The organism is Cellulomonas algicola (assembly GCF_003851725.1).
Lineage (GTDB): Bacteria > Actinomycetota > Actinomycetes > Actinomycetales > Cellulomonadaceae > Cellulomonas > Cellulomonas algicola.
On sequence record NZ_BHYL01000353.1, the window covers coordinates 1 to 13,939 of the forward strand.

At 74.6% G+C, this 13,939-nt stretch carries 15 protein-coding genes; 11 read left to right on the forward strand and 4 right to left on the reverse strand.

Annotated features, from left to right (window positions below; translation table 11 throughout):
- The 3 genes from CTKZ_RS18795 to CTKZ_RS18805 form a co-directional block, all read left to right on the forward strand.
- On the forward strand, positions 1–246 hold a 246-nt coding region (locus CTKZ_RS18795; protein WP_200829822.1), incomplete at its 5' end, for a DNA repair protein RecO C-terminal domain-containing protein.
- 135 nt (positions 247–381) lie between these two features.
- Positions 382–1,170: an isoprenyl transferase gene (locus CTKZ_RS18800; RefSeq protein WP_307720323.1), complete on the forward strand. Its 789-nt coding sequence runs from the start codon at positions 382–384 to the stop codon at positions 1,168–1,170.
- A 90-nt stretch (positions 1,171–1,260) separates the two neighbouring features.
- Positions 1,261–1,623, forward strand: a complete 363-nt coding sequence (locus tag CTKZ_RS18805; RefSeq protein ID WP_124344354.1) for a VOC family protein — start codon at positions 1,261–1,263, stop codon at positions 1,621–1,623.
- Positions 1,624–1,709: 86 nt separating this feature from the next.
- Here CTKZ_RS18805 and CTKZ_RS18810 read toward each other — a convergent pair whose 3' ends face one another.
- The 4 genes from CTKZ_RS18810 to CTKZ_RS18825 are packed head-to-tail and all read right to left on the reverse strand — an operon-like array spanning position 1,710 to position 5,076.
- A complete protein-coding gene (locus CTKZ_RS18810) occupies positions 1,710–2,297 on the reverse strand; it encodes a DedA family protein (RefSeq protein ID WP_124344355.1) in 588 nt (195 codons plus the stop codon).
- Between the two features lie 9 nt (positions 2,298–2,306).
- The gene (locus tag CTKZ_RS18815) at positions 2,307–3,338 is read right to left on the reverse strand and encodes a metal ABC transporter permease (protein ID WP_225916535.1); all 1,032 of its coding nucleotides are present in this window, start codon (positions 3,336–3,338) and stop codon (positions 2,307–2,309) included.
- 20 nt (positions 3,339–3,358) lie between these two features.
- A complete protein-coding gene (locus tag CTKZ_RS18820) occupies positions 3,359–4,150 on the reverse strand; it encodes a metal ABC transporter ATP-binding protein (RefSeq protein WP_124344356.1) in 792 nt (263 codons plus the stop codon).
- Positions 4,147–5,076 carry a metal ABC transporter substrate-binding protein gene (locus tag CTKZ_RS18825; RefSeq protein WP_124344357.1) on the reverse strand — a complete coding sequence of 310 codons (930 nt, stop codon included), beginning with the start codon at positions 5,074–5,076 and terminating at the stop codon, positions 4,147–4,149. Before CTKZ_RS18825 ends, CTKZ_RS18820 begins: the two co-directional genes overlap by 4 nt.
- Positions 5,077–5,238: 162 nt before the next feature.
- Here CTKZ_RS18825 and CTKZ_RS18830 point away from each other — a divergent pair, with 162 nt between their 5' ends.
- The 8 genes from CTKZ_RS18830 (at position 5,239) to CTKZ_RS18865 (ending at position 13,819) form a co-directional block, all read left to right on the forward strand.
- Positions 5,239–6,624, forward strand: a complete 1,386-nt coding sequence (locus tag CTKZ_RS18830) for a glycine--tRNA ligase (RefSeq protein ID WP_124344358.1) — start codon at positions 5,239–5,241, stop codon at positions 6,622–6,624.
- Between the two features lie 10 nt (positions 6,625–6,634).
- Positions 6,635–7,474 (forward strand): nucleotidyltransferase domain-containing protein, encoded by an 840-nt coding sequence (locus CTKZ_RS18835; RefSeq protein ID WP_124344359.1) that lies wholly within the window; start codon positions 6,635–6,637, stop codon positions 7,472–7,474.
- Between the two features lie 143 nt (positions 7,475–7,617).
- A complete protein-coding gene (locus tag CTKZ_RS18840) occupies positions 7,618–8,592 on the forward strand; it encodes an ABC transporter ATP-binding protein (RefSeq protein ID WP_124344360.1) in 975 nt (324 codons plus the stop codon).
- Positions 8,589–9,383 carry an ABC transporter permease gene (locus tag CTKZ_RS18845; RefSeq protein ID WP_124344361.1) on the forward strand — a complete coding sequence of 265 codons (795 nt, stop codon included), beginning with the start codon at positions 8,589–8,591 and terminating at the stop codon, positions 9,381–9,383. Before CTKZ_RS18840 ends, CTKZ_RS18845 begins: the two co-directional genes overlap by 4 nt.
- Positions 9,384–9,433: 50 nt before the next feature.
- Positions 9,434–10,678 (forward strand): sensor histidine kinase, encoded by a 1,245-nt coding sequence (locus CTKZ_RS18850; RefSeq protein ID WP_124344362.1) that lies wholly within the window; start codon positions 9,434–9,436, stop codon positions 10,676–10,678.
- Entirely contained in the window at positions 10,675–11,295 is a 621-nt protein-coding gene (locus CTKZ_RS18855) for a response regulator transcription factor (RefSeq protein ID WP_124344363.1), read from the forward strand. Before CTKZ_RS18850 ends, CTKZ_RS18855 begins: the two co-directional genes overlap by 4 nt.
- A 113-nt stretch (positions 11,296–11,408) precedes the next feature.
- The gene (gene dusB / locus CTKZ_RS18860) at positions 11,409–12,599 is read left to right on the forward strand and encodes a tRNA dihydrouridine synthase DusB (protein WP_124344364.1); all 1,191 of its coding nucleotides are present in this window, start codon (positions 11,409–11,411) and stop codon (positions 12,597–12,599) included.
- An 83-nt stretch (positions 12,600–12,682) separates the two neighbouring features.
- Complete coding sequence (locus CTKZ_RS18865) at positions 12,683–13,819, forward strand: GNAT family N-acetyltransferase (RefSeq protein WP_124344365.1); 1,137 nt, start codon at positions 12,683–12,685, stop codon at positions 13,817–13,819.
- The last annotated feature ends 120 nt before the right edge of the window (positions 13,820–13,939 follow it).

The following is a 13,939-nucleotide window of genomic DNA, read 5'->3' on the forward strand; positions in this document are numbered from 1 at the left end:
GGCCCGCACCACGCGTTCGCGGTCGCGTCCGGCGGGGCGGTGTGCGGCGCGTGCCGCCCGCCCGGTGCCGCGGCCCCCGCGCCCGAGACGTTCGCGCTGCTCGCCGCGCTGCTCGCGGGCGACTGGTCGGTCGCCGACGCGAGCGCCGAGCGGCACCGCGGCGAGGGCAACGGCCTCGTCGCCGCGTTCTGCCAGTTCCACCTGGAGCGCCAGCTCCGCTCCCTGCCGCTGGTCGAGCGCGTCTGACCGTCGCGGCCGGCGACGACCGACGGTCCCGTTGACGTCCGGCGCACGCCCGTGGCTGTGCCGGACCCGTGCCCGCGCTGGTCGGAGGCGGTGACGCCACACCGCCGCGGTCTGCCGAACGGGCAGAATGTGGGCGTGCCGACTCCCGTGCCCCCGTACCCGCACCCGTCCGGGGAGCGCGCCCCGGCGATCCCGAAGCAGTTCGTGCCGAAGCACGTGGCCGTCGTGATGGACGGCAACGGGCGGTGGGCGAACGCCCGCGGGCTGCCACGGACCGAGGGGCACCGGGCGGGGGAGGCGTCGCTGCTCGACGTCGTCGCGGGGGCGATCGAGATCGGCGTCGAGTACGTGAGCGCGTACGCGTTCTCGACCGAGAACTGGTCGCGCTCGCCCGACGAGGTGCGGTTCCTCATGGGGTTCAACCGCGACGTGCTGCGACGGCGCCGTGACCTCATGAACTCGTGGGGCGTGCGAGTCCGGTGGGCGGGTCGCCGCCCGCGGCTGTGGCGGTCGGTCATCTCCGAGCTGGAGGAGGCCGAGCAGCTCACGAAGGACAACACGACGTGCACGCTCACGATGTGCGTCAACTACGGCGGCCGTGCCGAGATCGCCGACGCCGCGCAGGCCATCGCGCGCGAGGTCGCGGCGGGGCGGCTCAAGCCGGACCGGATCAACGAGAAGACGTTCGCGCGCTACCTCGACGAGCCGGACCTGCCCGACGTGGACCTGTTCCTGCGGTCGTCGGGGGAGCAGCGCACGTCGAACTTCATGCTCTGGCAGGCGGCGTACGCGGAGCTGGTGTTCCTCGACGAGCCGTGGCCCGACGTGGACCGGCGGCACCTGTGGCGCGCGGTCGAGACGTACGCCCGACGCGACCGTCGGTACGGGGGAGCGGTCGACAAGCCCGGGAGAGCGCCCGCCTGAGCCCGCGCGCGCGGCCCCGCGGCGCTCGGCTCCACGTCGACAGCGCCCTCACCTGCGCCGATGTCGGACGGAGCCGCTACGGTTCCGGCCATGACGCTGCGACCCGCGATGGTGACCTTCGACACGCTCGACGCGACGACGCTCGCGGACTGGTGGGCCCGGCAGACGGGCGGCACCGTGCGCGACGACAGCGACGGCTGGTACGTCATGGTGCTGCCGTCCGCGGCCGGCGGACCGGTGCTCGCGTTCCAGAAGGTGCCGGACCCGACGCCCGGCAAGAACCGCCTGCACGTCGACCTCGCCGCGGCGGACCGGGACGCGGAGGTCGAGCGTCTGCTCGGCGACGGCGCGACGCTCGTGGGCCGGCACGAGCACGAGGGCTTCGAGTGGGTCGTCCTCGCGGACCCCGACGGCAACCAGTTCTGCGTCTCGCAGGAGCACACGGCGTCCTGACGGCCGGACGCGTCGCGCGGGCGTCGGGAGTGGGCCTGACGGGGCGGCGCCGGTGCGCCGCCCCGGGGGCGGCGGCTCGCGACGGGTCAGGCGTCGCTCTCGGCGGCGTGCCGGCCGGGGTGCGTCGGCTCGTGCTCCGCGGTGGCGGCGTTGCGCTGCAGGCGACGTCGCACGCCCCAGCCGATCGCGACCGCCAGCAGCAGGAGGACGGCGATCGCCGCGACGGGCGAGGCGACGAACAGGCGCACGCCCGCCCAGACGGCGCCGAAGCCGACGGTCGCCCAGATGACGGCCCACAGGAGCGAGCCGGGGATCGACGCGAGCGTGAACCGCAGGTAGCGCATCCGGATGAGGCCCGCCGACGCGAAGACGGCCGTCTGGAGGCCGACGGTCAGGTAGGCGAGGGTGACGGCGACGGCGCCCCACCGCCGCACGAGGTCGAGGCCGCGCTGCGCGGCGCGGGTGCTGGTCCAGCGCTCGAGGTGCTCCATCGTCGAGCGCCACCACGCGAAGCCCCGGTCGGAGTCGTGCACGTACTGCGCGCCGCGCGTGACGCCGCGCCCGGCCCAGTACGTCGCGTGCGAGCGGGCCAGCACGATGAAGAACAGCAGGACGACGGCGATGCCGACGGGCACGGTCGCGAGCCCGAACGCCGAGATGGGGTCGTCGTCCACGCGCCGATCCTAGGTCGCGGGGGCGCCGCCGGCCGGGTCGTCGGTCCCGGGCGTCGGGCGTGGGGCACCCCCGGTGCGGCCGGCGCGCGACGGGGTCGCGGCGATGGCGTGCGCGGCGCCGGCCGGTGCGGGGGCGGTGGGGACGGGGTCGTCGCACACGTCGTCGACGATCAGCACGTCGTCGACCATGTCGGGGTGCGGGTCGTCGTCGGGGCGGCGCCGTTGGAGCGCGGGTCGCAGTGTGGCGGCGACGGTGTAGACGACGATCGCGAGGACGACGATGGTCGCGCCGGGCGGGATGTCCTGCCAGTACGTCAGCCCGAGCCCGACGACGCTGACGACGACGCCGATGACGCTCGCGAGCGTCATGGTGCGGCCGAACGACCGCGCGTAGAGCTGCGCGATCGCGACGGGCACGATCATGAGCGCGCTCACCAGCAGCAGGCCGACGACGCGCATCGCGATCGTCACGGTGAGCGCGGCGATCGTCGCGACGAGCATCGACAGGAGCCGCACGGGCATGCCGCTCGCGCGGGCGAACTCCTCGTCGTGGCTCACGGCGAACAGCGCGGTGCGCAGGCCGAGGCCGACGCCGAGCACGAGAGCGGCGAGCGCGACGGTCCACCACAGGTCGCTCGTCGACACGGTCGAGATGGAGCCGAACAGGTAGCTGATGAGGTTCGCGTTGGTGCCGCCCGCGACCTTGATGAGCAGGACGCCGCCCGCGATGCCGCCGTAGAACATGAGCGCGAGCGCCAGGTCACCGCTGGTACGGCCGCGCTCGCGGACGAGCTCGATGACGACCGACCCGACGACCGCGGCGACGACGGCTCCGGGCACGGCGAGCGCGTCCTGCGGGACGAGCCCGGCCCACGACCCGACGAGCCAGCCGAGCGCGACACCCGTGAGCGCGACGTGGCCGATCCCGTCGCCCATGAGCGCCATGCGCCGCTGCACGAGGAACGTGCCGACGACGGGTGCGGCGGCGCCGACGAGCACGGCGGCGAGCAGCGCGCGCTGCATGAGCGGCGACGTGAGCATCTCGACGACCAGGTCCCAGGTCACGGGGTCACCTCCACGGTGATCGTGGGTCCGGTCGGCGGCGGCTCGGGGTCGGGGTGCGCGTGCGTGTGGTCGTGGTCGGCGTGCGCGTGCTCGGGCCGCGCGGCGGGCGGGGGCCCGTCGTGCGCGACGCGTCCGTGCCGCAGGACGACGGCACGCTGGATGAGCCCGGCGAACGGACCGAGCTCGTGGAGGATCACGACGACGGTCGTCCCGGCGGCGTGCAGCCGTGCGACGGTGTCGACGAAGGTCGCCTGCGTGGGGATGTCGATGCCCGACGTCGGCTCGTCGAGCACGAGCAGGTCGGGGTCGCGGACGAGCGCGCGGGCGATGAGGACCCGCTGCTGCTGCCCGCCGGACATCTCCTGGACGCGCCGGTGGGCGCGGTCGGCGAGCCCGACGGACTCGAGCGCGGCGAGCGCGCGGCGGCGGCCCCCGTGCGCGGGGCGCACCCGGCGCCTGTGCAGGAGCCCGGACGTCACGACCTCGAGCGCCGTCGCGGGCATGCCGGACGCGGCGGGCATGCGCTGCGGCACGTAGCCGACGCGGTGCCACGGGGCGGACGGGCCGAGCGGCGCGCCGAACAGCCGCACGCTGCCGGCGCTGGTCGGGACGACGCCGAGCAGCGCGCGGACGAGCGTGGACTTGCCGGACCCGTTGGCGCCGAGCAGCGCGAGCACCTGCCCGGGCTCGACCGCGAGGTCGACGCCGGCGAGGATGCGGCGGCCGCCGAGCGTGACGTCGAGGCCCGTCGCCTCGACGGCGAGCGGTGTGGTGGTGCCGAGGGTCACGAGCAGGACAATGCCACGCGCAGCGCCTCGAGGTTGTCCTCGGCGACGGAGAAGTAGTCCGCGTCCTCGTCGACGAGGCCCTCGATCGGGTCGAGGACCGCGGTGTCGACGCCCAGGTCGGCGGCGAGCGTCTCGGCGACCTTGGGGCTGACGAGCGTCTCGAAGAAGATCGTCGTGACGCCCTCCTGCTCGACCACGTCGGACACTTCGGCGAGGCGCGCGGGCGACGGCTCGGCCTCGGGGTCGATGCCGGAGATCCCGACCTCGTGCAGGTCGTACCGGTCGGCGAGGTAGCCGAACGCGGTGTGCGACGTGACGAACGTGCGGATCGAGCACTCCGCGAGCCCGGCCCGGTACGCCGCGTCGAGCGCGGTGAACCGCTCGGACAGCGCGGCGGCGTTGGCGGCGTACTCGTCGGCGCCGTCGGGGTCGAGCTCCGTCAGCTGCTCGGCGACCGCGTCGGCGACGGCCGGCATGCGCGACGGGTCCAGCCAGAAGTGGGGGTCGAGGCCGCCGTGCTCGTGGTCGTCGCCCTCCTCGTGCTCGTGCTCGTGGCCCTCGTCGGACATCAGCGGCGTGACGTCGGCGGCGTCGAGCACGTGCGCGGGTGCGGTCTGCGCGACGGCGTCGTCGACGGCGGCCTGGAAGCCCGACAGGTAGACGACGAGGTCGGCGGTGTCGAGGTGCGACACCTGGGCGGGGGAGAGCTCGACGTCGTGCGGCTCCGCTCCGGGCGGCGTCAGCGACTCGACGCTCACGCGGTCGCCACCGACCTGCTGCGCGACCATCTGCAGCGGGTAGAACGACGCGAGCACGTGCACGGTGTCGTCGTCCGCGGCGGCGGTCGACCCGCAGCCGGCGAGCAGCGCGGGCAGCGCGAGGGCGGGCACGAGGAGCAGGGGGCGCCGGGGGCGGGCGAAGAGCATGACGATCATTCTCAGTTGGACGAGAACCGTTGTCAAAAACGCCGTGCGGCGCGCCGCCCCGGGGCCGGTAGCCTGGGGACTCGCCTGCCGTGGCAACCCGCCCCGGCCCCCACCGCCCGCGACACCCAGCCGTGGGCGCCTCACGCACTGGAGTGATCGCCCGTGGCCGCACCTTCCCGTCTGGACGCCGTCGTCTCCCTGGCCAAGCGCCGTGGCTTCGTGTTCCCCAGCGGTGAGATCTACGGAGGCACGCGCTCCGCGTGGGACTACGGCCCGCTCGGCGTCGAGCTCAAGGAGAACATCAAGCGCCAGTGGTGGCGTGCGATGGTCACGCGTCGCGACGACATCGTCGGCCTCGACTCGTCCGTGATCCTGCCCCGCCAGGTGTGGGTCGCGTCGGGCCACGTCGGCGTCTTCACCGACCCGCTCACCGAGTGCCTCTCGTGCCACAAGCGGTTCCGCGAGGACCAGATGATCGACGAGTTCGAGGAGCGCAAGGGCCGTGCGCCCGAGGGCGGCCTCGCCGAGATCGCGTGCCCCAACTGCGGCACCCGTGGCCAGTGGACCGAGCCGCGCGACTTCAACATGATGCTCAAGACGTACCTCGGCCCCGTCGAGGACGAGTCCGGACTGCACTACCTGCGGCCCGAGACCGCGCAGGGCATCTTCGTGAACTTCCAGAACGTGCTCACGGCGTCGCGCAAGAAGCCCCCCTTCGGCATCGGCCAGATCGGCAAGTCCTTCCGCAACGAGATCACGCCCGGCAACTTCATCTTCCGGACGCGCGAGTTCGAGCAGATGGAGATGGAGTTCTTCGTCGAGCCCGGCACCGACGAGACCTGGCACCAGTACTGGATCGACACGCGTACCGACTGGTACGTCGACCTCGGCATCAGCCGCGACAACCTGCGCCTCTACGAGCACCCCGCCGAGAAGCTCTCGCACTACTCGAAGCGCACCGTCGACATCGAGTACCGGTTCGGCTTCCAGGGCAGCGAGTGGGGCGAGCTCGAGGGCATCGCGAACCGCACCGACTTCGACCTGTCGACGCACTCGCAGCACTCCGGCCAGGACCTGTCGTACTTCGACCAGGCCAAGAACGAGCGCTACGTGCCGTACGTCATCGAGCCGGCCGCGGGCCTCACGCGCTCGCTCATGGCGTTCCTCGTCGAGTCGTACACCGTCGACCAGGCGCCCAACACCAAGGGCGGCGTCGACGAGCGCGTCGTGCTCAAGCTCGACCACCGCCTCGCGCCGGTCAAGGCCGCGGTCCTCCCGCTGTCCCGCAACGAGCAGCTCTCGCCGAAGGCCCGCGACCTCGCCGCCGAGCTCCGCCAGCACTGGAACGTCGACTTCGACGACGCCCAGGCGATCGGCCGCCGCTACCGCCGCCAGGACGAGATCGGCACGCCGTTCTGCATCACGGTCGACTTCGACACGCTCGAGGACCAGGCCGTGACCATCCGGCACCGCGACGACATGACGCAGGAGCGCGTCGCGCTCGACAAGGTCGCCGGCTACCTCGCGCAGCACCTGATCGGCGCCTGACGTCCACGGCATGACGTCGCCCGGGGGCCGCGCGCTGCCCGCGTCGTTCGACCAGGCGGTCGTCGCAGACGTCGACGACCGCCTGGCGGCGATCACGCGCGAGCACGGGGTGCGCATCGGCTGGGCCGTCGAGAGCGGCAGCCGCGCCTGGGGCTTCCCGTCGCCCGACAGCGACTACGACTGCCGGTTCGTGTTCGTGCGGCCGCGGTCGGCGTACCTGGACCCGTGGCCGCCGCGCGACGTGATCGAGACGCCGCTCGACGCCGTGCTCGACGTCAACGGCTGGGACCTCGTGAAGGCCGTGCGGCTCGCGACCGGCGGCAACGCGACGGTCGGGGAGTGGCTCCGGTCGCCGTTCGTCTACGCGGGCGAGGAGGAGTTCCGCGACGAGCTGCTCGCGCTCGTCGCCGCGGTCGCTGACCGGTCGGCGATCGTGCGGCACTACCTTCACGTCGGCCGCGACCACTGGGAGCGCAGCGGAGCCGCGGACGGTGCCGCGGTCCACCTCAAGCGCGTCTTCTACGCGCTGCGGCCCGCCGCCACGCTCCACTGGATGGAGCAGCACCCCGGTCGGGTCACCCCGCCGATGGACCTCGGTGCCCTGCTCGCCGAGGCGCCCGTACCCGACGCGGTCGCGCGACCGGTCGCGGACCTCGTCGCCGCGAAGGCCGTGACGCGCGAGATGGGGTCTGGCGTCGTGCCCGCGGCCGTGCGCGCGTGGGTGCAGGAGAGGTTCGAGCGCGCGGCCTCCGACGACACGGTCCCGCCGCCGGGAGCGAGCGCAGCCGCACGCGGCGAGGCCGCCACCCGCTTCCGCGCCCTGCTCGACCGCTGGGCGCCGCCCGGCTGAGACGTCCTCGGACCGCTGCTCCGACCCGCAGGGCGCCACGTCGCCCCACGCCGGCGAGGGTCGGCTCGACATGACATCCGTCATGGCGAGGTGGTGACGAGCGGCGGGGGACCGCCGGACCGCGCGGCGGCACGATCGTCGTCATGACCACCACCGACGTCCTCCCGACGCCCGCACCGAGCGGTGCGGTGCCGCCCGCGCTCGAGCTGCGCGGCCTGCGCAAGTCGTTCACCACGCCAGCCGGCACGGTCCGCGCGGTCGACGGGCTCGACCTCACGATCCGCCCCGGCGAGGTCGTCGCGTTCCTCGGCCCCAACGGCGCCGGCAAGACGACGACGATCGACATGGTCCTGGGCCTGGCGCGGCCCGACGAGGGCAGCGTCCGCGTGCTGGGGCTCGACCCCGCGGCCGCGATCGCCGCCGGCCGGGTGTCGGCCGTCATGCAGACGGGCGGCCTGCTCAAGGACCTGACGGTCCGCGAGACGCTCGCGCTGACCGCGTCGTTCTTCGGCTCGGCGCACGACGTCGACGACGTGCTGGTGCGCGCGGGCCTCACCGACGCGGCCGACCGCCGTGTCGGCTCGTGCTCGGGCGGCCAGCAGCAGCGCCTGCGGTTCGGCCTGGCACTGCTGCCCGACCCCGACCTGCTGATCCTCGACGAGCCGACGACGGGCATGGACGTGGGCGGACGTCGCGACTTCTGGAACGCGATCCGCGCCGACGCGGCGCGCGGCCGCACGATCGTCTTCGCGACGCACTACCTCGAGGAGGCCGACGCGTACGCCGACCGGGTCGTCCTGGTGAGCCACGGACGGGTCGTCGCGGACGGCTCCGCGGCCCAGGTGAAGTCGCTCGCGTCGGGGCGTGTCGTCTCCGCCGCGTTCCGGGACGGTGCACCGTCGGACGCCGCGCTCGCGGCCCTGCCCGGCGTGACCGAGGTCGAGCGTCGCGGCGAACGTGTGCTGCTGCGCACGACCGCCTCCGACGACGTCGCCCGGCACCTGCTGACCCGCACCGACGCGACCGAGGTGGAGATCACCGCGCTCGGCCTCGAGGACGCCTTCCTCGCCCTCACGGGCGACACCACCGCCACGACGACCTCCGGGAGCACCCGATGAGCACTCTCACCGCCACGACGACCGCACCCGCCGCCGTCACCGCCCGTCCGCGGGCGCGCCTGCTGCAGCCCGTGTACCTGCGCACCGAGCTGCGCCGCCTGCTGCGCAACCGCCGCACGGTGATCTTCACACTCGTCATGCCGCCGGTGTTCTTCCTGCTGTTCGGGACGCAGCGCGAGTACCTCGACCAGTCGGTCGGGAACGGCAACGTCACGGCGTACGTGATGATCTCCATGGCCCTGTACGGCGCGATCCTCGCGACCACGAGCGGCGGCGCGAGCGTGTCGATCGAGCGCGCGCAGGGGTGGAGCCGGCAGCTCCGGCTCACGCCCCTGCGGCCGGCCGCGTACGTGCTGACCAAGGTTGCCGTCGCCATGGTGCTGGGCCTCGCGTCGATCCTCGTCACGCTCGTCGCCGGGCTCGCGCGCGGGGCCGAGATCAGCACGACCGCGCTCGTCTGGTCCGTCGTGCTCGCGTGGGCCGGCTCCGCGGTGTTCGCCGCGTTCGGCCTCTTCATGGGCTACCTGCTGCCGGCCGAGAACGTCATGCAGGTGCTCGGTCCCGTGCTCGCGCTGCTGTCGTTCGCGGGCGGGCTGTTCATGCCGCTCGGCGACGGCGTGTTCGCGACCATCGCGCGCTTCATCCCGACGTACGGCCTCGCGGAGATCGTGCGCGCGCCGCTCACGGGCGGCGACGTGAGCGTCTGGGCCGTCGTCAACGTCGTCGCGTGGGCCGCGGTGTTCGTCGGCGGTGCGGTGTGGCGGTTCCGTCTCGACACCGCCCGCGTGTGACGGACGGATGCGACGCGGGGGCCGCTCGTCGGCTCGGTACGGTGGGCGCCGTGAGCGGCACCACCCGACCGGACGACGAGCGGCCCGCACGGGCGCGCGGGCGGTGGGCGGCGGTCGGCGGGCAGACCTGGGCGCTGCGCGAGGGGTTGTGGTCGGTCGCGGTGCCGGACCCGACTGGTGAGCCGCGCAACCCGCTGGGCACCCGCACGCACCGCGTCATGCGCGTCGTCGGCCCCACGATGGGCGTCGTCTGGGCCGTCTTCCTGCTGCAGCCGTGGCAGTCCGCGTGGGACAGCACCCCCGGCCCGGCCCGCGTCGTGTCCCTCGTCGCGATCGCGCTCCTGTCGCTGTCGTTCGTGTGGGTCGTCTTCACCCACGCCGGGCCTCGCGGCGAGCAGATGGCGACCGGACCGGCGTTCGCGTTCCTCGGCGGCCAGCTCGTCCTCGTCGCGCTCGCGTGCCTGGCGGCGGAGCAGGACGGACTGGTCGGGCTCGTGTTCGTGAGCGTGAGCGGGGTCTTCCTCCTGCGCGACCTGCGCGCGCTCGCCGTCGCGCTGACCATGGTGGTCCTGGCGATGCTCGTGCCGCGCGTCGTGCCGGGTTGGGAGACCATCGACGACCTCGTGCTGTCGATCGTGCTCGCGACCGTCGCGGTGTTCGGGTTCACGCAGCTCGTGCTGCGCAACCGGCAGCTCCAGCTGGCGCGCGACGAGGTCGCGGTGCTCGCCGTCGAGCGCGAGCGCGAGCGGATCGCCCGCGACATGCACGACATCCTCGGCCACAGCCTCACCGTCATCTCCGTCAAGGCCGAGCTCGCCGCCCGGATGTTCGACGTCGACGGCGAGCGGGCACGCGCCGAGATGCTCGAGGTCCAGCAGCTCGCCCGGTCCGCGCTCGCGGACGTCCGCGGCATGGTCACCGCGACGCGGGCGGTCACGCTCGCCGGGGAGCTCGTGGGTGCACGGCAGGCCTTCGACGCCGCCGGGATCGAGGCGGAGGTGCCGGGCGCGGTCGACGACGTGCCCGACGACCTGCGCGTGCTCTTCGCGTGGGCCGTGCGCGAGGGCGCGACGAACGTGCTCCGGCACTCGGGCGCGACGCGCGTGCGGGTCGAGATCACCGCCGACACGCTCACGGTCGACGACGACGGTGCGGGACCGGGCGACGAGCGCCCCGGCAACGGGCTGCACGGCCTCGCGGAGCGTGCGCGCCGGTCGGGGGCCCGCGTCGAGGCCGCGCGCGGTCCGCTCGGCGGCTACCGCCTGCTCGTCACGACCCGGGGGAACGCCCGGTGACGGACCCGATCCGCCTGCTGCTCGCCGACGACCAGGCGCTCGTGCGGGGCGCGCTCGCCGCGCTGCTCGACCTCGAGGCCGACCTCACGGTCGTCGCGCAGGTCGGCCGGGGCGACGAGGTGCTGGTCGCGGCCCGCGACGCGCGCGTCGACGTCGCGCTGCTCGACGTCGAGATGCCCGGGCTCGACGGCATCACTGCCGCCGCCGAGCTGCACCGCCGCCTGCCGTCGTGCCGGTCGCTCATCGTCACGACCTTCGGGCGTCCCGGCTACCTGCGCCGCGCGCTCGACGCGGGGGCCAGCGGGTTCGTGGTGAAGGACACGCCCGCCGAGCAGCTCGCCGACGCGGTGCGGCGCGTGCACCGCGGTCTGCGCGTCGTCGACCCGGATCTCGCGGTCGAGTCGCTCGCGGTGGGCAGCAGTCCGCTGACCGAGCGGGAGCGTGACGTGCTCGTGGCCGCCGCGGACGGCGGGACGGTCGCGGACATCGCGCGCGCGACGTTCCTGTCGGAGGGCACGGTCCGCAACTACCTGTCCGCCGCGATGGCCAAGACCGGCGGGCGGACGCGCGCGGAGGCCGTGCGGATCGCGCAGGAGAACGGCTGGCTGCTGGCCTGAGCAGGCGTGGGGCCGCGCGCCGGGACCCGACCGGCGCTCGCCGACCGCCTGCCCGGACCCGACCGGCGCCCGCCGACCCGCGGGTCCCGGGCAGCCGGTGCGACAATGGCCGCATGACCACGACGACACCCGCGGCTCCCGCGCGCCCCGGCGCCGGCGCGGTGCTGCCGCCGCTGCGCATCGGGCCGATCACCGTCGACACCCCCGTGGTGCTCGCCCCGATGGCCGGCGTGACCAACGCCGCGTTCCGGCGGCTGTGCCGCGAGTCCGGCGCGGGCCTCTACGTCGCCGAGATGGTGACGAGCCGCGCGCTGGTCGAGCGCAGCCCCGAGTCGTTCCGGATCATCTCGTTCGAGCCCGACGAGGTGCCGCGGTCCGTCCAGGTCTACGGCGTCGACCCCGCGACGGTCGCCGCGGCGGTCCGGATGCTGGTCGAGGAGGACCTCGCCGACCACGTCGACCTCAACTTCGGCTGCCCGGTCCCCAAGGTGACGCGGCGCGGCGGGGGAGCGGTGCTGCCCTGGAAGCGGGACCTGTTCTCGGCGATCGTGCGCGCGGCCGTCGACGCCGCGAGCCCCGCGGGCGTGCCGGTCACGGTGAAGATGCGCAAGGGCATCGACGAGGACCACCTCACGTACGTCGAGGCCGGGCTCACCGCGCAGGACGCGGGCGTGGCCGCCGTCTCGCTGCACGGCCGCACCGCCGCCGACTACTACTCGGGCACGGCCGACTGGGACGCGATCGCGACGCTCAAGGCGGCCGTCACCGACATCCCGGTGCTGGGCAACGGCGACATCTGGTCCGCGGAGGACGCGCTCGCGATGGTCGCGCACACCAGCTGCGACGGCGTCGTCGTCGGGCGCGGCTGCCAGGGTCGGCCGTGGCTGTTCGCCGACCTCGCGGCGGCGTTCGCGGGCTCCGACGAGCGCATCCGGCCGAGGCTCGGGGAGGTCGCGCACGTCGTGCGGCGGCACGCCGAGCTGATGGTCGAGCACTTCGGCGACGAGGGCAAGGCGCTGCGCGAGATGCGCAAGCACATGGCCTGGTATCTCAAGGGGTACGTCGTCGGCGGCGAGGCGCGTGCCGGTCTCGGCCTCGTCACGTCGATGGCGGACCTCGACGACAAGCTCGCCGCGCTCGACCTCGACCAGCCGTACCCGGGCGAGGCCGCGGAGGGGCAGCGCGGGCGCGCGGGGTCGCCGAAGCGCCCGATCCTCCCGTACGGCTGGCTCGACTCGCGCGAGCTGTCGGAGCACTTCCGCCGCGACCTGCACGAGGCCGAGCTGAGCGTCTCGGGCGGCTGACAGCCGGGTCGGCGCGTCGTCGCCGCGCGCGGGGCGACGTGCCGGCGTGACGGCGGACGCGCCACGGGAGCACCCTGGGACGCATGGCTCCCTGGACCGTGCACCGGGCGACGGCGCCCGCGACGCCCGACGACGCCGCGACGTGGGCGGTGACCGGAGCGTGCCGCGCGCACGCGGCCACGCACCGCGCCCTGTTCGGTCACGCGGACGCTGCCTGGCAGGTGGCCGAGGTCGGGGCGCTGCTGCAGGACCGGCCGTACGAGCGGTCGACGCTGCTCGTCGTCACCGCGGACGGGATGGCGCCCGCGGTCGACGCGGTCGTCGGCGCCGCGCTCGTGAACGTGCCGACGCAGGACAACGCGCACCTCGCGGTCGCCGAGACGTGGGTGCGACCGGACGCACGGGGGCGCGGGGTGGGTCGCGTGCTCCTTGACGCCGCCGAGTCGGCTGCGCGCGCGGAGGACCGCCGGACGCTCATCGTGATGAGCACGCACCGGGCGCCGACCGACGGCGAGCCGACTGCGGGTGCGCGCAGCGGCACCGGCGCCGTGCCCGCCGCGGACGCGGCGACGCGGCTGGCCGGCGCGCGCGGGTACGGACTCGAGCAGGTCGAGCGGTTCAGCACGTTCACGTTCCCCCTGGACGACGCGCGACGGGCTGCGGTCCGCCGGGCGCACGAGGACGCGGGGCGCGCGGCCGGCGGCGCGTACCGCCTCGTCGCCTGGACGGGACCGACGCCCGAGGAGCACCTGGACGGCATGGCGGTGCTGCGGACGCGCATGAGCACCGACGTGCCGACCGCCGACCTGGAGCTCGACGAGGAGCCGTGGGACGCGGAGCGGGTGCGCGCGCACGACCGCGAGGTGGTCGAGCAGGGCCGGGTCGCCGCGGTCGTGGCGGCGCAGCACGTGCCGACGGGCGAGCTCGTGGCGTTCACGGTCGTGGAGTGGCCCCCGACGCTGCCCGAGGCCGCCTACCAGCAGGACACGCTCGTCGTCGCGGCCCACCGCGGGCACCGCCTCGGGATGCTCGTCAAGACGGCGCAGCTCCTGCGGCTCGAGGACCTGTGGCCGGGACTGCGGCGGCTGCACACGTGGAACGCGCAGGAGAACGACCACATGCTGGCGATCAACGTCGCGCTCGGCTTCACGCCGACGGGCGTGCTGGGGATGTGGCAGCGGGACCTCGACGCTGCCGGTGCGGCGCGGCCGGTGCCGTAGCGGCGGTGCGCGTCAGCGGGTTCGCACGGCGACCCGCTCCGCCAGCGCGGCGACCGCGGACGGCGTCGCGAGCGCGGCACCGACGCCCGGCGTGCCGACCGCGAGCGCGCCGCACGCGGA

Bases quoted from the DNA above. Each gene is read 5' to 3' on its own strand.
- CTKZ_RS18835 (WP_124344359.1), top strand. From the start codon at position 6,635: ATGACGTCGCCCGGGGGCCGCGCGCTGCCCGCGTCGTTCGACCAGGCG.
- CTKZ_RS18805 (WP_124344354.1), top strand. From the start codon at position 1,261: ATGACGCTGCGACCCGCGATGGTGACCTTCGACACGCTCGACGCGACG.
- CTKZ_RS18825 (WP_124344357.1), bottom strand. From the start codon at position 5,076: ATGCTCTTCGCCCGCCCCCGGCGCCCCCTGCTCCTCGTGCCCGCCCTC.
- CTKZ_RS18840 (WP_124344360.1), top strand. From the start codon at position 7,618: ATGACCACCACCGACGTCCTCCCGACGCCCGCACCGAGCGGTGCGGTG.
- CTKZ_RS18865 (WP_124344365.1), top strand. From the start codon at position 12,683: ATGGCTCCCTGGACCGTGCACCGGGCGACGGCGCCCGCGACGCCCGAC.
- dusB (WP_124344364.1), top strand. From the start codon at position 11,409: ATGACCACGACGACACCCGCGGCTCCCGCGCGCCCCGGCGCCGGCGCG.
- CTKZ_RS18845 (WP_124344361.1), top strand. From the start codon at position 8,589: ATGAGCACTCTCACCGCCACGACGACCGCACCCGCCGCCGTCACCGCC.
- CTKZ_RS18815 (WP_225916535.1), bottom strand. From the start codon at position 3,338: ATGCTCACGTCGCCGCTCATGCAGCGCGCGCTGCTCGCCGCCGTGCTC.